Annotated in this window: 15 protein-coding genes; 7 read left to right on the forward strand and 8 right to left on the reverse strand. The window is 73.5% G+C overall.

Annotated features, from left to right (window positions below; all coding sequences use genetic code 11):
• The first annotated feature begins 173 nt into the window (after positions 1-173).
• The 3 genes from ppdK to IF19_RS0132325 all read left to right on the forward strand — a co-directional run bounded on the left by ppdK (position 174) and on the right by IF19_RS0132325 (position 5,425).
• A complete protein-coding gene (ppdK, locus tag IF19_RS0132315) occupies positions 174-2,885 on the forward strand; it encodes a pyruvate, phosphate dikinase (RefSeq protein ID WP_030117516.1) in 2,712 nt (903 codons plus the stop codon).
• 847 nt (positions 2,886-3,732) lie between these two features.
• Positions 3,733-4,785: an ArsR/SmtB family transcription factor gene (locus tag IF19_RS0132320; protein WP_030277188.1), complete on the forward strand. Its 1,053-nt coding sequence runs from the start codon at positions 3,733-3,735 to the stop codon at positions 4,783-4,785.
• 226 nt (positions 4,786-5,011) lie between these two features.
• Positions 5,012-5,425 (forward strand): VOC family protein, encoded by a 414-nt coding sequence (locus IF19_RS0132325; protein WP_030117519.1) that lies wholly within the window; start codon positions 5,012-5,014, stop codon positions 5,423-5,425.
• 91 nt (positions 5,426-5,516) lie between these two features.
• Here the strand turns inward: IF19_RS0132325 and IF19_RS0132330 are convergent, their stop codons facing one another.
• The 3 genes from IF19_RS0132330 to nirB form a co-directional block, all read right to left on the reverse strand.
• Positions 5,517-6,683, reverse strand: a complete 1,167-nt coding sequence (locus IF19_RS0132330; RefSeq protein ID WP_030117520.1) for an alkaline phosphatase PhoX — start codon at positions 6,681-6,683, stop codon at positions 5,517-5,519.
• 213 nt (positions 6,684-6,896) lie between these two features.
• A complete protein-coding gene (nirD, locus tag IF19_RS0132335) occupies positions 6,897-7,307 on the reverse strand; it encodes a nitrite reductase small subunit NirD (protein ID WP_030117521.1) in 411 nt (136 codons plus the stop codon).
• Positions 7,304-9,949, reverse strand: coding sequence for a nitrite reductase large subunit NirB (nirB, locus tag IF19_RS0132340; protein ID WP_030120222.1), 2,646 nt, complete (start codon positions 9,947-9,949; stop codon positions 7,304-7,306). The genes nirD and nirB overlap by 4 nt, the downstream gene beginning before the upstream one ends.
• Positions 9,950-10,261: 312 nt before the next feature.
• Between nirB and IF19_RS0132345 the strand changes: the two genes are divergently transcribed.
• The gene (locus IF19_RS0132345) at positions 10,262-11,050 is read left to right on the forward strand and encodes a TSUP family transporter (protein WP_030117524.1); all 789 of its coding nucleotides are present in this window, start codon (positions 10,262-10,264) and stop codon (positions 11,048-11,050) included.
• 116 nt (positions 11,051-11,166) lie between these two features.
• Here the strand turns inward: IF19_RS0132345 and IF19_RS0132350 are convergent, their stop codons facing one another.
• The 4 genes from IF19_RS0132350 to IF19_RS0132365 form a co-directional block, all read right to left on the reverse strand.
• Complete coding sequence (locus IF19_RS0132350; protein ID WP_030120221.1) at positions 11,167-11,799, reverse strand: class F sortase; 633 nt, start codon at positions 11,797-11,799, stop codon at positions 11,167-11,169.
• A gap of 99 nt (positions 11,800-11,898) precedes the next feature.
• Positions 11,899-12,444 carry a hypothetical protein gene (locus IF19_RS0132355; RefSeq protein WP_030277190.1) on the reverse strand — a complete coding sequence of 182 codons (546 nt, stop codon included), beginning with the start codon at positions 12,442-12,444 and terminating at the stop codon, positions 11,899-11,901.
• A 490-nt stretch (positions 12,445-12,934) separates the two neighbouring features.
• Positions 12,935-13,396 (reverse strand): DUF5990 family protein, encoded by a 462-nt coding sequence (locus tag IF19_RS0132360; protein ID WP_030117528.1) that lies wholly within the window; start codon positions 13,394-13,396, stop codon positions 12,935-12,937.
• A 91-nt stretch (positions 13,397-13,487) separates the two neighbouring features.
• Positions 13,488-14,309 (reverse strand): aminotransferase class IV, encoded by an 822-nt coding sequence (locus IF19_RS0132365; protein WP_030117529.1) that lies wholly within the window; start codon positions 14,307-14,309, stop codon positions 13,488-13,490.
• Positions 14,310-14,393: 84 nt separating this feature from the next.
• Here IF19_RS0132365 and IF19_RS0132370 point away from each other — a divergent pair, with 84 nt between their 5' ends.
• The 3 genes from IF19_RS0132370 to IF19_RS0132380 all read left to right on the forward strand — a co-directional run bounded on the left by IF19_RS0132370 (position 14,394) and on the right by IF19_RS0132380 (position 15,939).
• Positions 14,394-15,020, forward strand: a complete 627-nt coding sequence (locus IF19_RS0132370) for an NADPH-dependent FMN reductase (protein ID WP_030117530.1) — start codon at positions 14,394-14,396, stop codon at positions 15,018-15,020.
• Between the two features lie 71 nt (positions 15,021-15,091).
• Positions 15,092-15,433, forward strand: a complete 342-nt coding sequence (gene cutA, locus IF19_RS0132375) for a divalent-cation tolerance protein CutA (protein ID WP_030117531.1) — start codon at positions 15,092-15,094, stop codon at positions 15,431-15,433.
• Positions 15,434-15,441: 8 nt separating this feature from the next.
• The gene (locus tag IF19_RS0132380; RefSeq protein WP_106973623.1) at positions 15,442-15,939 is read left to right on the forward strand and encodes a gamma-glutamylcyclotransferase family protein; all 498 of its coding nucleotides are present in this window, start codon (positions 15,442-15,444) and stop codon (positions 15,937-15,939) included.
• Positions 15,940-16,017: 78 nt separating this feature from the next.
• Here IF19_RS0132380 and IF19_RS0132385 read toward each other — a convergent pair whose 3' ends face one another.
• Complete coding sequence (locus tag IF19_RS0132385; RefSeq protein ID WP_078580568.1) at positions 16,018-16,791, reverse strand: SanA/YdcF family protein; 774 nt, start codon at positions 16,789-16,791, stop codon at positions 16,018-16,020.
• Between the last annotated feature and the right edge of the window lie 510 nt (positions 16,792-17,301).

Raw genomic sequence — 17,301 nt, forward strand, 5'->3', positions numbered from 1 at the left:
TTCAGGAGGTGAAGCCAAGGATCTTCGCGCTTCGGCCGGACGGCCCTTTCGATCTGCTGGCGGACGGGTGGTTGCGGCCGTATGACGACCAGGTGGACGTACCCATACGCCTTCGATCTGGGTATGTTCCTCGCCGTCAGGGCAGCCACCGCGTCCTCGAGGAGTCGAGACCCGTGTCGGAAAACAAAGATCCCCAGAAGTTCGTCTACGACTTCACCGAGGGCAACAAGGATCTGAAGGATCTTCTGGGCGGCAAGGGCGCCAACCTCGCCGAGATGACCAACCTCGGGTTGCCCGTCCCTCCGGGCTTCACCATCACCACCGAGGCGTGCAAGGTCTACCTCGACAGCGGTGACGCGCCGACCGAGCTGCGCGACGAGGTGAGTGCGCACCTCAAGGCGCTGGAAGAGCGCATGGGCAAGCAGCTCGGCCAGGCCGACGACCCGCTGCTGGTCTCCGTACGCTCCGGGGCCAAGTTCTCCATGCCGGGCATGATGGACACCGTCCTCAACATCGGCCTCTCCGACGCCTCGGTGGCCGGCCTCGCCGCCCAGTCGGGCGACGAGCGCTTCGCCTGGGACTCCTACCGCCGGCTCATCCAGATGTTCGGCAAGACCGTCCTCGGCGTCGACGGCGAGCTGTTCGAGGAGGCACTGGAGGCCGCCAAGCACGCGAAGAAGGTCACGGTCGACACCGACCTCGCCGCGGCGGACCTGAAGAAGCTGGTCAAGCAGTTCAAGAAGATCGTCGAGTCCGAGGCCGGGCGCGAGTTCCCGCAGGACGCCCGCGAGCAGATGGACCTCGCCATAAACGCGGTCTTCGACTCGTGGAACACCGACCGCGCCAAGCTCTACCGCCGCCAGGAGCGCATCCCCGGCGACCTCGGCACGGCCGTCAACGTCTGCTCGATGGTCTTCGGCAACCTGGGCCCCGACTCCGGCACCGGCGTCGCCTTCACCCGCGACCCGGCCAGCGGCCACCAGGGCGTCTACGGCGACTACCTCCAGAACGCGCAGGGCGAGGACGTCGTCGCCGGCATCCGCAACACGGTGCCGCTCGCCGACCTGGAGTCGATCGACAAGAAGTCGTACGACCAGCTCATGCAGATCATGGAGACCCTGGAGAACCACTACAAGGATCTCTGCGACATCGAGTTCACCATCGAGCGCGGCCAGCTCTGGATGCTCCAGACCCGGGTCGGCAAGCGCACCGCCGGCGCCGCCTTCCGGATCGCCACCCAGCTCGTGGACCAGGGGCTGATCGACGAGGCCGAGGCGCTCCAGCGCGTCAACGGCGCCCAGCTCGCCCAGCTGATGTTCCCCCGCTTCGACGAGGGCGCGAAGACCGAGCTGCTCGGCCGGGGCATCGCCGCCTCGCCCGGCGCCGCGGTCGGCAAGGCCGTCTTCGACTCGTACACCGCGATCAAGTGGTCCCGCTCCGGCGAGAAGGTCATCCTGATCCGCCGCGAGACCAACCCCGACGACCTCGAAGGCATGATCGCCGCCGAAGGCATCCTGACCTCGCGCGGCGGCAAGACCTCGCACGCGGCGGTCGTGGCGCGCGGCATGGGCAAGACCTGTGTCTGCGGCGCCGAGGACCTGGAGGTCGACACCAAGCGCCGCCGCATGACGGTCGGCGGCACCGTGATCGAGGAGGGCGACCTCGTCTCGATCGACGGCTCCACCGGCAAGGTCTACCGGGGCGAGGTACCCGTCGTACCGTCCCCGGTCGTCGAGTACTTCGAGGGCCGGATGCACGCCGGGGCCGACGACGCCGACGAACTGGTCGCCGCCGTGCACCGGATCATGGCGTACGCGGACCGGGTGCGCCGCCTGCGCGTACGGGCCAACGCCGACAACGCCGAGGACGCCCTGCGCGCCCGCCGCTTCGGCGCCCAGGGCATCGGCCTCTGCCGCACCGAGCACATGTTCCTCGGCGAGCGCCGCGAGATGGTCGAGAAGCTGATCCTCGCGGACACCGACGACGAGCGCGAGAGCGCGCTGGCCGCGCTGCTCCCGCTCCAGAAGGCCGACTTCATCGAGCTGTTCGAGTCGATGGACGGGCTGCCCGTCACCGTCCGGCTGCTGGACCCGCCGCTCCACGAGTTCCTGCCCGACATCACCGAGCTGTCGGTCCGCGTCGCGCTCGCGGAGTCCCGCAAGGACGCCAACGAGAACGACCTGCGCCTCCTCCAGGCCGTGCACAAGCTGCACGAGCAGAACCCGATGCTGGGCCTGCGCGGGGTGCGCCTGGGCCTGGTCATCCCCGGCCTGTTCGCGATGCAGGTACGGGCGATCGCCGAGGCGGCCGCCCACCGCAAGAACGCCAAGGGCGACCCGCGCGCGGAGATCATGATTCCGCTCGTCGGCACCGTCCAGGAGCTGGAGATCGTCCGCGAGGAGGCCGACCGGGTCATCGAGGAGGTCCAGGCCGCCACCGGCACCGACCTCAAGCTGACCATCGGCACCATGATCGAGCTGCCGCGCGCCGCGCTGACGGCCGCCCAGATCGCCGAGGCCGCGCAGTTCTTCTCCTTCGGCACGAACGACCTGACCCAGACGGTGTGGGGCTTCTCCCGCGACGACGTGGAGGCGTCGTTCTTCACCGCGTACCTGGAGAAGGGCATCTTCGGGGTCTCCCCGTTCGAGACGATCGACAAGGACGGCGTCGGCTCGCTGGTCCGCAGCGCCGTCGAGGCCGGCCGGGCCACCCGCCCCGACCTCAAGCTCGGCGTCTGCGGCGAGCACGGCGGCGACCCGGAGTCGGTGCACTTCTTCCACGAGGTGGGCCTGGACTACGTGTCCTGCTCGCCGTTCCGCATCCCGGTAGCCCGCCTGGAGGCGGGCCGGGCCGCAGCCGAGTCCAAGGGCAGCGACAGCCGCTGACCCGGACTCACCGGTCCGGGGTGCACGAACACCCCGGATCTCCTGGGCAGGGCTGCACGAACAGCCCTGCCCATCGACCACGGCCGCATGGACGGCCTGCCCCTCCGGGGGCGCGACGGGAAAGCCGGGCCCGGCCCTCACCGCGCGCACCGGCCCCCACCGCGGCCCCGGAGCACCGAGAAGCGGCGGCACCCTGTGCGGGGGTGCCGCCGCTTCGCCGTGCGCGGGCCCGACCGGCGCGGCCGCGTGGGGCATCCGCCGGCCGGGCTCGCGGCGCGGGGATGCGGCCGGGGCGGGTCCTGCGCGGAGGCGGCCGGGCTGGCGGCTCGGGGATGTGGTCGGGGCGGGGCGTGCGGGGATGCGGCCGGGCTCGCGGGGAGGGGATGCGGCCGGGGCGGGTCCTGCGCGCAGGCGGCCGGGCCGGGTCGTGCGCGGAGGCGGTCGGTGGCGGCGGGAATCCGACAGGAGCGCGCATCGAATGGGGCGCGGGAAATGTGGCGCAGAGCACATTGCGCCGTTGCGTCGTTTAATCCGCAAAGAAATTCGGGTGTCCGGAAGGAGACCGGGGTGCGGTTCACGGATCCCCACCCATGAACCGCACCCGGCTTACCCCCGTCGGGTACGGAGCCGCACCGCCGCCCACCGCCGCCGAACACACAAAGCCCCCCACGGCCTTCATGCGCTCATCCGGTGCGCGTCGGATGCGTACCCGACGTCGTACAGCCTTATCGGTGAAGCGGAACGGGGCGAGACCTTTCACTTCTGGCCGAAACCCCGTGGTGACCTCCTGTGACGATCCGCATACCCTTTGGTAGGGGTAATTGCGGATGCAACAGGTGGGGGAGAAGTGCTGCGGATCCATGTGTCCAGGCTCGACCTTTCGCGCGTGCGGATGGCCACGAGACCGGACGCGCTGTGGGAAACCGTTCTCAGTTTTCACCGGCTCAGGGACCGGCGCGCTTCGACGGTGTTCGGAAAATGGCGTTCGGAATCCCGGGCGCGGTTGAATGGCGAAGCGCAACTGCTGGCGGCGGTCGTTCCGCCCCGGGGGTATTTCCCGGATTTCCTGACGCCCTCCCAGGAAGGCGCGGAGCCCCTCGGGCTCGACGCCGGAATGGAGGCGCTGCGCGACACCCCTCTCGACCGCGTCCACGCCGAGCTGGAGCTGATGGCCGCCGGCCGCCTCCGGCAGGGGACAGACCGGCCGGTCGGTCAGTGCCGTCGCGGAGCCCGGACGGGAGCGGCGGGCGCGGCGCTGCCCGCCGCGCTCACGGACGGCCGGGCCGAGCCGCTGTCCCGGCTCATCGGCGCCCTCCGCAGCTACCACCGCGCCGCCGTCGAGCCTTACTGGCCGCACATCCGGGCCAGCGTCGAGGCGGACCGCGCCGTGCGCGGCCGGGCCGTGCTGGACGGCGGCACGGACGGGCTCCTGGCCACCCTGCCGCCGACGATCCGGTGGCGCGCCCCCGTGCTGGAGGCGGACTACCCGGTCGACCGCGATCTCCATCTGGACGGGCGCGGGCTGCTGCTCCAGCCGTCCTTCTTCTGCCGGGGCGCCCCGGTGGTCTACCGCGACCCCTCACTCCCGCCGGTGCTCGTCTACCCGGTGGCCAACCCCGGCGCCCCGGTCTTCGCCGAGCCGGGCCCCTGGCTCGGCCGGCTCGTCGGGCACACCCGGTCGGCCGTCCTCTCCTCCATAGGCACCGGCTGCACCACCAGCGAGCTGGCCCGCCGGGCCGGGGTGTCGCTCGCCTCCGCCAGCCAGCACGCCTCCGTGCTCCGCGAGGCGGGCCTGGTGCTGACGCTGCGCCACGGCAGCTCGGTCCTCCACACGCTCACACCGCTCGGCGGCTCCCTGCTGCGCGGCGGCGCCCCGCACGCCCTGCCCGAGGGCGCCTGAGGGCCCTCCAGGGCGTGTCCGAAGGCCCAGGGGAGCCCGCCGCGCGGACGCCGGAGGGCCGGCGCCGGGGCGGCCGGTCGGCCGATCGTCGCCGGGCCGTTGTCAGTGGGCCGTGCGAATCTCCTGTCCGTACGCCGATGAGTTCGGCACGGCTCCGCCGTCTACCCATCGAAAGCGCCGGACGGACCACCGCGGGCGCCACGGGACCCAGGAAGAGGAAACGACCATGGCTCAGATGATCTTCGTGAACCTGCCGGTGAAGGACCTGGAGACCACCAAGGGCTTCTTCGAGAAGCTCGGCTACGGCTTCAACCCGGCGTTCAGCGACGACAAGACCGCCTGTCTCGTCATCAGCGACACCATCTTCGCCATGCTGATGACCGAGCCGCGCTTCAAGGACTTCACCAAGAAGGACGTCACGGACGCGTCGAAGTCCACCGAGGTCATCCTCGCGCTGAGCTGCGACAGCCGTGAGGAGGTCGACCGCCTGGCGGACGCCGCCCTGGCCGCCGGCGGCTTCCCGGCCGGTGAGACGCAGGACCTGGGCTTCATGTACGGCCGCTCGTTCCAGGATCCCGACCACCACAACTGGGAGGTCATCTGGATGGACCCGGCCGCCGCCGCGGGCGACCAGGGCTGAGCACCGGCGCGTGCTGAACCCCGGGACGTGCCCGACCGCGGGGCGTGCGCCGGGGCCGCGGAAGGCCACCGGCGCACGCGGGGCGCGGCCGTCAGCTGCGGAACGGCCCCTTCACCTCGTACGTGATGCCGCCGGAGGAGGTGCCGCTCGTCCCGCGCTGCGAGGAGAAGTAGAGGCGGCTGCCGTCCGGCGAGAACGCGGGCCCGGTGATCTCGGACCCGGACTGACCGGAGATCCGCAGGAACGGGGCGACCGTGTCGTCCGGCGTGATCAGGCAGATCTCCATGTTCCCGCCGTCCTCCGCGATGTAGAGGTCGCCGGAACCGGAGCGGGTCACGTTGTCCACACCGGTCAGTGGGGCCGAACCGCCCGTCACCAGCGAGTCGTCGTAGGCGAGCGAGATCGACGAGGTGTTCGCGTCGTAGGCCCACACCCGGTTGTCGCCCTTGGTGGTGAACCAGCAGGTGCCGGCCGCGTAGAAGCAGCCCTCGCCGCCGTTGAAGACCTTCGCCCCGGACACCTGGTGCCGCGTCTGGGTGGAGGAGGCGGCCGGATCCGGCACGTTCGCCCAGGTCACCGGACCGGAGGTGGCGGAGCCCGCCACCAGCACCTGGAGCGTGCCCTTCGACAGGTCGCCCCAGGTCGTGGGCCGGAAGCGGTAGAAGCGGCCGTCGCTCTCGTCCTCGGTGAGGTAGACGTACCCGTGGTCCGGGTCGGCGGCGGCGGCCTCGTGCTTGAAGCGGCCCATCGCCGGTCGCCGCACCGCCGCGTTCACGCCCCACGGGTCGGTCTCGTACACGTACCCCCGGGTGACCTCCTCGCAGGACAGCCAGGTCTTCCACGGGGTGGCGCCGCCCGCGCAGTTGTTGTTGGTGTCGCCGAGGATGCGGTACGCGGAGGTCACCGTGCCCGAGGCGTTGAACTTCAGCGCGCCGGCCCCGCCTCCGCTGCTCGGGGAGACCTCGGCGTTGGAGACGTAGATCCAGCCCGAGCCGTCGGCGTAGGTCGCGCCGCCGTCCGGGGCGCTGTGCCAGCGGTAGGAGGTGCCGGGCACGGTCTGACCGGAGCGGGCGACGACCCGGCTGGTGAAGCCGCGCGGCAGCAGGATGCCGTCGCTGTTGGCCGACTGGAGTGCGCCGTACGGGCCGGTGGCCGGCTGGGCCGGGTCGGCGAAGGCGGCGCCCCGCCACAGCGTGCCGCCGAAGGCCGCCGCCGAGCTGCCGATCACCGCGGTGCGCAAGAAGTTCCGACGTTCCACGATCACTCCACGCATGAGTGAGGGCCCACCGCTCCGGACGGACCGGTGGGTCGCGCGTCAGGAATGTAGGAGTACGGAATTGACGGGGCGTCACGTGAAGGTGAACGGGCGGCGGAGGAGTTGCGCAGGCCCGGGGCGGGCGGTCCGTGCCCAGGCCCCGCCCTGGCCGGGCGGTCGGTCGGTCTTTACCCGGGCCCCGCCCATGCCCGGGTGTCACTCCACCCGCACGGCGAACACCGGCACCGACACGTCCTCGTCGTCCAGGCACGCTCCCGTCGTCAGGTCGAACCGCTGCTTCAGCAGCGGGGAGGCCACGAACGGCCGCCCGCCCGCCGAGCCGAGCAGCCCCCGCGCGAGCACGTAGGCCCCGGTGAACGGGTCCCGGTTGCCGACCGCGTGCACCCGGCCGGACCGGTCCAGGAACACGGCCGCCTGGTCGCCGTCCGGCAGCAGCACGGAGACGCCCCGACCGGGGGTCAGCAGCCCCCGATCGCAGACCGTGAACCAGCCGTCGCCGTGGGCCAGACGGACCGCCGCAGTGGCGGACGTTGCGGGCGGGGCGGACGTTGCGGGGGTGGCCGAAGGCGTGCTCTGCCGCGTTGTCGTGATCGTCGCGGTGGTCATCGGGATACGGTCCCTTCGAGAGTGCGGACGGCGAGCACGGGCCCCGCGAGCAGCTCCAGATCGGGCTTGACCTGGTCCCGCTCCGGGACGAACCTCACCGAGGGGTCGGGGGCGTCGGGCGCGTTGACGAAGCTCACGAACCGCCGCAGCCGATCGGGGTCGTTGATGGTCTCGGCCCACTCGTCGCGGTAGCCCGCGACATGGTCGGCCATCAGACGTTCCAACTCTCCGCACAGCCCCAGCGCGTCGTGGACGACCACGTCCCGGACGTGGTCCAGGCCGCCGTCGATCCGCTCCAGCCAGGCCGAGGTGCGCTCCAGGCGGTCGGCGGTGCGGATGTAGAACATGAGGAACCGGTCGATGAGCCGCACCAGTTCGGCGTCCGACAGATCCTGGGCCAGCAGGTCGGCGTGGCGCGGGGCGGCCCCGCCGTTGCCGCCGACGTACAGGTTCCAGCCCTCGGCGGTGGCGATGATCCCGAAGTCCTTGCCCCGGGCCTCCGCGCACTCGCGGGCGCAGCCGGAGACCGCCGACTTCAGCTTGTGCGGGGCGCGCAGCCCCCGGTAGCGCAGCTCCAGGTCGATCGCCATCCGCACGGAGTCCTGCACCCCGTAGCGGCACCAGGTCCGCCCCACGCAGGACTTCACCGTACGCAGCGATTTCCCGTACGCGTGCCCGGACTCGAAGCCCGCCTCCACCAGCCGGGACCAGATCAGCGGGAGCTGGTCGACGCGGGCGCCGAAGAGGTCGATGCGCTGGCCGCCGGTGATCTTCGTGTAGAGGCCGAAGTCGCGGGCCACCTCACCGATGACGATGAGCTTCTCCGGGGTGATCTCGCCGCCCGGTATGCGCGGCACGATCGAGTACGAACCATTGCGCTGGAGGTTGGCCAGGAAGTGGTCGTTGGTGTCCTGGAGCGCCGCCTGCTCGCCGTCCAGCACATAGCCGCTCGCGCCCACGGTGGGGGCCAGCGAGGCGATGACCGAGCCGACGACCGGCTTGCAGACCTCGCAGCCGTCCCCGCCCCGCGCCTCCTCGCGGCCGTGCCCGTCGAGCAGCGCGGAGAACGAGGTGATCCGCAGCGTGCGCACGATCTCGTACACCTCCGAACGGCTGTGGGGGAAGCAGCCGCACAGCCCGGCGTCCGCGGGCGGCGGCATCAGCTGCCCGATCAGCTTGAGGCAACTCCCGCACCCCGTGCCCGCCTTGGTGCACTTCTTCACCTCGGGCAGCGAACCGTGCGCCCGGATGGCGCCCTTGGTCACGTTGTGGCAGGAGCAGACCACCGCCTCGTCCGGCAGCGCGGCGGGGCCGAGCGCCACCGGACCGCCGCCCGCCCCGGCCGGCAGCACCAACTCCTCGGGGGCGACCGGCAGGACCGAGCCCGTCAGCGACCGCAGCGTGCCGTAACTCTCCGCGTCCCCGACCAGCACCCCGCCCAGCAGGGTCCCGTCCGGGCCGACCACCAGCTTCTTGTAGACCCCCGACCGGGCGTCGGAGTAGACGACGTCGAGCGCCCCCTCGGAGGCGCCGTGCGCGTCCCCGAACGAGGCCACGTCCACCCCGAGCAGCTTCAGCTTCGTCGACAGGTCGGCCCCGGTGAACGCGGAGCGGCCGCCCGCGACGGCCTCGGCCGCCGTGCGCGCCATCTCGTACCCCGGCGCGACCAGCCCGTACACCCGCCCGTCGGCGGCCAGCGCGCACTCACCGATCGCGAACACCGCCGGGTCCGACGTCCGGCACTCCTCGTCCACGGCGATCCCGCCGCGCTCCCCGAGCGCGAGGCCGCACTCCCGGGCCAGTTCGTCGCGGGGCCGTACGCCCGCCGAGAAGACGACGAGGTCGACGGCGAGCGAGGACCCGTCGGAGAGGGCCATCCCGCTCACCGCGCCGCTCCCGTCCACGGTGACCTCCCGCGTACCGACCCCCGTGCGGACCGTCAGCCCCAGGCCCTCGACGGTCCGCAGCAGAGCCGCCCCGCCGCCCTCGTCCACCTGGACCGGCATGAGCCGCGGCGCGAACTCCACCACGTGGGTGGCCAGCCCGAGCCCCTTCAGCGCCCCGGCCGCCTCCAGGCCCAACAGCCCGCCGCCGACCACCGCGCCGGTTGCCGCGCCCTTCGCGTACGCCTCGATCGCGCGCAGGTCCTCGATCGTCCGGTACACGAAGCAGCCCCGGGCGTCCCTCCCCGGCACCGGCGGCACGTACGGGTACGAGCCCGTCGCCAGCACCAGCGTGTCGTACGGGAACACCGCCCCGGACCGCGCGGTCACCGTCCGCCCGGCCCGGTCCACCGCCGTCGCCGGGTCGCCGACGCGCAGTTCGATGCCGTGCCGGGCCATGAAGTCCGGCTCCACCAGGGAGAGGTCATCGGGGCCGCGCCCGTCGAAGTACGAGCTGAGTCGCACCCGGTCGTAGGCGGGCCGGGGCTCCTCGCAGAGCACGACGACGCGCGCGCCGCCGGCCTCCGGGGTCAGCCCGCGCTCGGCCAGCTCCTCCAGGAACCGCTGGCCGACCATGCCGTGCCCGACGACCACGATCGTCGGAGCGCCGGCGGGGGCGTCCGGGACGGCGGCGCGCGCCCGGCCGCGGTCCGAGGGGTGGGCCGCCATGGCGCTCGGGTCGAAGGTGGGCTCCGGCATCTCAGTGGCCTCCGTCGGTTGTCCTCATGGACCGAGCCTGGGCGGGGGGTGTTACCCGGCCGCATCCCGGCTGTTTCCCGGGCGGAACCTTGCGCTCAGCGGCGAGGACGGGCGCTTGTGAGGGAGGCCGGACGGCGCGGGGCGGGACGGGCGCGCCGGGTCGGCGGGAGCCGGTCCGGGGCACGGACGGGGGCGGGACGGGCGCGCCGGTCCGGGATGCGGACGGGGCGAGAACCTGTGAGCGGCGGTGGGAGCCGGTCCGGGGTGCGGACGGGGGAGAGCGAGCGGGTGACAGGCGTCTAAGGTCGGGTCGTGCCTGACATATCCCTGACCACTCTGATCCTCCTCTGCCTCGCCGCGGCCGCCGCCGGCTGGATCGACGCGGTGGTGGGCGGCGGCGGACTGCTGCTCCTGCCCGCGCTGCTGCTCGGCCTCCCGCACGTCCCCGCCGCCCACGTCCTCGGTACCAACAAGGCCGTCGCGATCGTGGGCACCTCGGGCGCCGCGGTGACCTATCTGCGCAAGGCCCCGGTACGGGTGGGGCTCGCCGTGCGGGTCGGGTTGATGGCGCTGGCGGGATCGATGACCGGGGCGTTCTTCGCCGCCGGGATCAGCAGCGACGTGCTCCGCCCGGTGATCATGGTGGTGCTGCTGGGGGTCGCGGCCTTCGTCATGCTGCGCCCGTCCTTCGGTACGGCGGCGGGCGACGGCACGGACCGGCCGGTCACCCGGGCCCGGATCGTCATGGCGGTCGTGCTGGTCGGCGGCGGCATCGGCTTCTACGACGGGCTGTTCGGGCCCGGCACCGGCACGTTCCTGGTGCTGGCCCTGACCGCGGTGCTCCACCTGGACCTGGTGACGGCGTCGGCCACGGCGAAGATCGTCAACGTGTGCACGAACGCCGGGGCGCTGGCGATGTTCGCGTACCAGGGGACCGTGCTGTGGCAGCTCGCGGCCGTGATGGCGGTCTTCAACCTGGCGGGCGGGATGGTCGGGGCCCGGATGGCGCTGAGCCGGGGGAGCGGCTTCGTACGGGCGGTGCTGCTGACCGTGGTGTTCTCGCTGGTGGCCAAGCTGGGCTTCGACCAGTGGAACGCGTGAGGGCCGGGCGGAACGGGTGAGGCCGGGTGGAGCGCGTGAGGTCCGCCGAACACGGCTGCCCGGCGCACACCGGCTCGCACGGTGCCTGAGGACTCGTTGAGCGCACCCCGGCTCGTTCAGCGCACGCCGGTGAGGTGCGCGTACGCGACCACGTTGCCCTGGTAGCCGGTCTCCTTGGAGAAACCGCCGCCGCACGTGATCAGCCGGAGCGCGGCGTGCGGGGCGTCGCCGTAGACGCGCTGGTCGGGGAAGTCGTCGTTGTCGTAGACCTCGATCGCGTCGATCGAGAACACCGCCGTGCTCCCGTCCCTGCGGTCCACCTCGACGGTGGTGCCCTTGGTCAGGGAGCCCAGCGCGTAGAAGACCGCCGGGCCGTCCGCGTTGTCCACGTGCCCCGCGACGATCGCGGTGCCGCGCGCGCCGGGCGGGACGCCGCCCCCGTACCAGCCGGCCAGGTTGCGGTTCTCGTCCGGCGGTACGTCGAGGCTGCCGTCGGCGGCCAGCCCCAGCCGGGTCATCGGGGCGTCCACCTCGATGACCGGGATGCGGATGCGGACCGGCTCGGAGCGGTCCATCGGCTCGGCGACCGGCGAGCCGGGCTGGAGCTGCGGCCCGGCGGCGAACGCCTGGGCGCTGGAGGGCTGCGGCGGGACGATCTGGCCGCCGGGGCCGTTCTGGACGAGCCAGATGCCGCACAGCACGGCGATGCCCACCAGCCAGCCCTTGGCCTTCTGCGCGCTCGGTGACAAGGCGTCGTCCTCGGTCGGCGGTACGGGGGCGGGCGGGGCGCGCTCGGGGACGCGCCCCGCCCGGTCGAGGGGGGAAAAGCAGAGCCCAGGACGTGTGGCTCAGCTTCCTTCGGCGCTCTCGGAGCGGCGGCGCAGCAGCCACAGTCCGCCGACTGCGGCCAGTCCGATCACCCCGACACCGAGGGCGACCTGGGTGGAGTTCGGCTCGACGCTGCCGCCGACCCCGGTGCGCACGTGGCCGGACGGCCGGTCGTGGATCGGCTTGTCGGGCTTGCCGCCGCCGATCACCTTGAGGTCGCCCACCGCGTCCTTGCCGTTGTCGCAGGAGACGACGATCTCGTAGTCGCCGGGGCGGGTGTCGTGCGGCACGGTGAACTGGCCGACCAGCACCTCCTTGTGGGTGCCGGCGCGCATCTCGAAGTCGCCGGCGTCCAGTTCGTTGGCGTCGCCGATGCCGGAGCCCTTGGGGCCGCAGGCCGTGGTGTTCACGGTGACGGTGGCGCCGGGGGGAGCGGTGGCCGGGGTGATCTCCAGGCGGCCGAAGTCACCCGCGTACGCGGACGGAGCGGCGGCGGTGAGACCGAACGCGATGACGGTGAACGCGGCACCGACGGTGCCGGTCACGAGGCGGGCAGGACTGCGCATGGTGATCCTCCGGGCAGACGGCGCGAGCGGGTGTGTCCTGACCCCGAGCCAACGGGGACACCGCCGCCCACGCCTCCTGACACCACATCAGCTTTCACCCGTACGGACCGGCGCGGCACCCTTGCCGGAGTGGATCACCGCAGGTGGGGGCGGTGTCTCTGGGCCGTTCGGTCCGCACCGGCGGCCCGGGTGCCGATCGAGTGAGGCACCGCATGATGTGTGACGTACATCACATGCATGGCTTCGCGGGGCCCGGGCACACGCAAGACACCCCCCACGGGACGGATCCTCCGCCCCTGCGGCGCCCGCCCTCACCGGTCCACCCCCCCCAGGACCGGTGAGGCCGGGGCCGGATCGTCGGCCCACTTCCCCCCCTGGGCCGACGGGGGCGTCGGATCCGGCCGGGCGCACCCGCCGGACACGACGGGCACCCCCTCCGACGTGCGCGACGGGCATGCTCCCCCGTACGTCGGAGGGTGTTGAGCCCCGCTCACGCGCCGTGCGTGGCGCTCCAGACGATCCGCGGCGGACGCACCCGGGCGCACAACGGCTGCCCCTTGGCGTCGGTCAGTCCGAGCCGCCCGGTGAGGTGGCCGGTGCGGGCGGCCGACTCCAGGATCTCCGGCTCGATGTCGGAGAACATCAGTTTGGCGCGCCGGAACATGGTGAAGACCCCGGCCTCGTCCACCGTTCCCCAGGACAGGTAGACGAACCGCCCGCCCAGCCGGTTCTGAATGTACGGCCCCGCCACCTCGACCCCGTCCGCCGTGGCGGTGGCCGTGCAGTCGAGGGTCCACGACGCGGAGGGGGCGTCCCCCGGGTGCAGGCCGAGCAGTTCGCCCGGCCGGTCCTTGCGCTGGACGCCCACGTGGATGTCGGCGAATCCCGGGAAGTCGCTGTCCGGACCGCAGTCGCGGCCGGGGAGGTCCGAAGCCTCGATGTGGATCTGCATGGCTCCATGGTCCGCCATGCCGGGCCGCGTCAGGCCGGGGGCCCGGCCTCGCGCGCCCGGCGCGGCGTCGGCCCCGCTGCCGAACGTGCCGTCACACGGCGTCCGCCGGAGCCGCCCCGTACGCCGCGCGCAGCTCCCGCATCAGCTCCTCGTCGACCGTGAAGGGGGTGGCGTCGATCCGCTGGATCGGCGCGATCCCCTGCGAGTTGCAGACGAAGGCGGCGCGGAAGCGGCCCACCCCGTCCGGGCCCTCCAGCGTCACCGGGCGGCGCACCGAGGGGCGCCCGGCCCGGTCGAGCCCCCGCTCCAGCAGCGTCATCGTCGTGCCGGTGAGCGCCGGGGCGTCCGGCCACACCACCGAAGCGCCGTCCCAGAAGCCGACGTTGGTGGTCGCCCCCTCGGTCACCGCGCCGCTTGGCAGGGTGAGCAGCGCCTCGTCGAAGCCCGCCCGGCCGGCCAGCATCCCGTAGTACGTCTGTCCGAACTCGCCGGGCCGCTTGATGTGCGGGGCCGGACGCGCGTACGGGACCGACATCAGGCTCCGCGCGGCAGCGGGCAGCGCGGCGGGCTCCCGGACCGCCACCATCAGGACGGTCTCGGCCGCCCCCGGCGGCAGATAGGCGTTGACGCGCACCGAGGCGTCCGCCCGCCCCGCACCGGCCAGGGCGTGCCGGATCAGCTCCCGCACCCGGTCGCCGCCCAGCGGCCGCCCGAACAGCTCCCGGTTCGCGGCGTCCAGCCGGTCGAGGTGCGCGCCCAGGCCGCGGACCGCGCCGCCCCGCACCTGGAGGGCGGTGAAGTGGCCGAAGCCGTGGAGCGCGGGAATCCGCAGATCCTCCTCGGTGGCCGGCCGCCCGTCGAACTCGATGTGGGGCGCGGGGGCGGCCGGGGCGTTCTGCGGGCGCGTCGTCATGCCGCCACCGTAGCCACCCCCGGCGGTGGCTCCTCCGAGGACGGACTTGACCTCAACCATGGTTGAGGCTGAAAGGTCGTCCCCATGACCACCACAGCCGCCTCCGCGCACCCCACCACGTCCACCGAGCCCGCCGCCCCCCTCAAGGTCGCCGTCATCCTCGGCAGCAACCGCGACGGCCGCTTCGGGCCCGTCGTCGCCGCCTGGTTCCTGGCCCGCGCGGCGAGGCACCCCGGCGTCGAGACCGACCTGATCGACGTCGCCGAGGCCGACCTGCCCGCCGCCATCACCTTCAGCCCCGACGCCGACGCCGCCGCCCGCCTCGGCGCGGTCTCCGCCCGGCTCGCCGCCGCCGACGCCTTCGTCGTCCTCACCCCCGAGTACAACCACTCCTTCCCCGCCCCGCTGAAGACCCTCATCGACTGGCACAGCGCCGAATGGCAGGCCAAACCCGTCGCCTTCGTCGGCTACGGCGGCATCTCCGGCGGCCTGCGTGCCGTCGAGCACCTGCGGCAGGTCTTCGCCGAGCTGCACACCGTCACCCTCCGCGACACCGTGTCCTTCCACAACGCCGGGGCCCTCTTCGACGACGAGGGACGCCACCTCGACCCGGAACCCGCCGACGCGGCCGCCAAGACGCTGCTGGACCAGCTCGTGTGGTGGGGCACCGCCCTGCGCGACGCCAGAAAGGCCCGTCCGTACGGCGCGTGACGCCCCGTGGGCCGACAATCGCATCGAAGGCCCCTGGGCAGGGAGCCCGCCGAACACGGAGGAGACCGACGATGACAGCGCCGCCAGCATGGCTGACCGTACTGACCACGACCGACAGCGAGGACAAGGCCCACGCCCTGGCCCGGTCGGCGGTGGAGGCCAGGCTGGCGGCCTGTGCGCAGATCTCCGCCCCCGTCACCTCCGTCTACCGCTGGCAGAGCGCCATCGAGACCTCCGAGGAGTGGCAGATCTTCCTCAAGACGACGGCGGAGCGCTACGACGAGCTGGAGGAGCACCTCCAGCGGGAGCACGACTACGACACCCCGGAGATCATCGCCCTGCCGGTCGTCCGGGGCAGCGCCCGCTACCTCGGCTGGGTGACGGCGGAGACGGCGCCCCCGGCAGCCCTGTGACGGCGGCGATGACGACGTCCGCCCCGGGCGGCGGCGCCACCGACGCCGAACCGCCCTTCTTCGTGTACGGGACGCTGCTGCCGGGCGAACCCAACCACGACCTGTTCCTCCGGGGCCGTACGGCGTGGGAGCGCCCCGCCGTGCTGCCCCGGGCGCTGCTGTACGAGGGCCCCGGCTATCCGTACGCGATCGAGGGCCACGGCAGGGTCCACGGCACGCTGCTCGCCGCCGCGCCCGGGGTGTACGGGGAGCTGCTGGGGCTGCTGGACCACTTGGAGGAGTTCCTCGGCCCCGGCCACCCGCGCAACCTGTACGAACGCGTCGCCCGCGAGGTCGAGCTGCCGGGCCCGGACGGGGGCTCCGCGCGGGCCTGGGTCTACCTCGCCGCGTCCGCCGTGACCCGCTCGCTGCGCACCGGCGGCGTCCTGATCCCCGGGGGCCGCTGGGCCGCCGCCCGCCCGCCGGAAAAGCCGACGGCCCGGGGCGGCGGCCCGCACCCCGGGTGACGCCGGGCCCGTGGGCGGGCCGGGGCTGCGGAGGCGGTGGCTCCGGGCGGGGTGCGCCTCCCGGCGGGCGGCGATCCGTCAGGGCGCCCCGCTCGCCAGCGCGTCGGCCACCCCGGGCTCGCGCGGTCCCAGAAAGTGCGGGTCGGGCCGGAGCAGGGCGTCCAGGGCCGCCTTGCCCGAGGCCGCCAGCTCCCGGGCCCCGCCGTAGTACCAGGTGGCGTCGCGCGGTTCGTCGACCCCGACCCCGTACGCGTCGATCCCGGCGGACCGGCACAGCGCGACCGCCCGGTGGATGTGGAAGCCCTGGCTCACCAGCACGGCCCGGTCGACGCCGAAGATCTTCCTGGCCCGGACGCAGGAGTCCCAGGAGTCGAACCCGGCGTAGTCGCTCACGATCCGCTCGTCCGGCACCCCGTGCGCGGTCAGGTACGTGCGCATCGCGTCCGGCTCGTCGTACTCCACGCGGCTGTTGTCCCCGGTGACCAGCACGACCCGCACCTTCCCGGCACGGTAGAGCTCGGCCGCCGCGTCCAGCCGGTGCGCGAGGTACGGGGTCGGCCGCCCCTTCCACAGCCCCGCGCCGAACACCACGGCGACCTCCCGGGCCGGGGCGTCGGCCACCGTGCCGACCCGGCCCCCGGCCTCCAGCCGCATCCAGGTGGCGGGCACGACAGCGAGCACGCAGGCGGCCATCACTACCTGCACCAGCCGCCGTCGCCCCCGCCGGGTACGCGGCGGCCGCACGCCCGCGAGCCGGCGCCCCGCCCGCCGGACCACCGCAGCCGGCCCGGCGAACCACTCCAGCACCCGAGGCGCCCCGGCCCGAGGACCCGTCAGCCCTGCGACGGGCATCCGTCTCTCCCCGCTCTTCCCACGCACCACGAGCCCCACCCGTCCGTCCGTCACTCGTCATCGCCGCCGCGCCGTCCGCGCGCCGCGTCCCCGCTCCCTCACCCCACCTGACGACGGGCACGCCGCGAAGGTTCGCCGGCCGCCCCGGTTGTGGCGTCCGCCACCGCCGCGCACCGGGCGGACGGAGGCCCGCCCACCGCCCGCACCGGCCGGACGCCCACCCCCGGCACACCGCCCTGCCACTGCCGCGCACCGGACCGACGACCGCCCCGGCCACCGCCTCCGCCGCGCTCCAGGCGGACGCCCGCCCCCGGCACACCGCCCCGCGAACCGGCCGAAGGACAGGCCCCGGCCCCCGCCCGAGAACCGGCCGGACGACGGCCCCCGCACACCGCCCCCGCCCCCACCGTGAGGCGGCGGCAAAGCCCCGTGACCCCGGCGCAACGACCGGGCAACCTCCGCCCGGCACCATCGACCCATGACCGAGCCCGCCCCCGAACACCCGCAAGC

The sequence above is a fragment of the Streptomyces californicus genome (genome assembly GCF_000717645.1).
Lineage (GTDB): Bacteria > Actinomycetota > Actinomycetes > Streptomycetales > Streptomycetaceae > Streptomyces > Streptomyces californicus.

Bases quoted from the DNA above. Each gene is read 5' to 3' on its own strand.
- IF19_RS0132380 (WP_106973623.1), top strand. From the start codon at position 15,442: ATGACGACGTCCGCCCCGGGCGGCGGCGCCACCGACGCCGAACCGCCC.
- IF19_RS0132365 (WP_030117529.1), bottom strand. From the start codon at position 14,309: ATGACGACGCGCCCGCAGAACGCCCCGGCCGCCCCCGCGCCCCACATC.
- IF19_RS0132355 (WP_030277190.1), bottom strand. From the start codon at position 12,444: ATGCGCAGTCCTGCCCGCCTCGTGACCGGCACCGTCGGTGCCGCGTTC.
- IF19_RS0132370 (WP_030117530.1), top strand. From the start codon at position 14,394: ATGACCACCACAGCCGCCTCCGCGCACCCCACCACGTCCACCGAGCCC.
- nirB (WP_030120222.1), bottom strand. From the start codon at position 9,949: ATGCCGGAGCCCACCTTCGACCCGAGCGCCATGGCGGCCCACCCCTCG.
- nirD (WP_030117521.1), bottom strand. From the start codon at position 7,307: ATGACCACCGCGACGATCACGACAACGCGGCAGAGCACGCCTTCGGCC.
- IF19_RS0132360 (WP_030117528.1), bottom strand. From the start codon at position 13,396: ATGCAGATCCACATCGAGGCTTCGGACCTCCCCGGCCGCGACTGCGGT.
- cutA (WP_030117531.1), top strand. From the start codon at position 15,092: ATGACAGCGCCGCCAGCATGGCTGACCGTACTGACCACGACCGACAGC.
- IF19_RS0132385 (WP_078580568.1), bottom strand. From the start codon at position 16,791: ATGCCCGTCGCAGGGCTGACGGGTCCTCGGGCCGGGGCGCCTCGGGTG.
- IF19_RS0132325 (WP_030117519.1), top strand. From the start codon at position 5,012: ATGGCTCAGATGATCTTCGTGAACCTGCCGGTGAAGGACCTGGAGACC.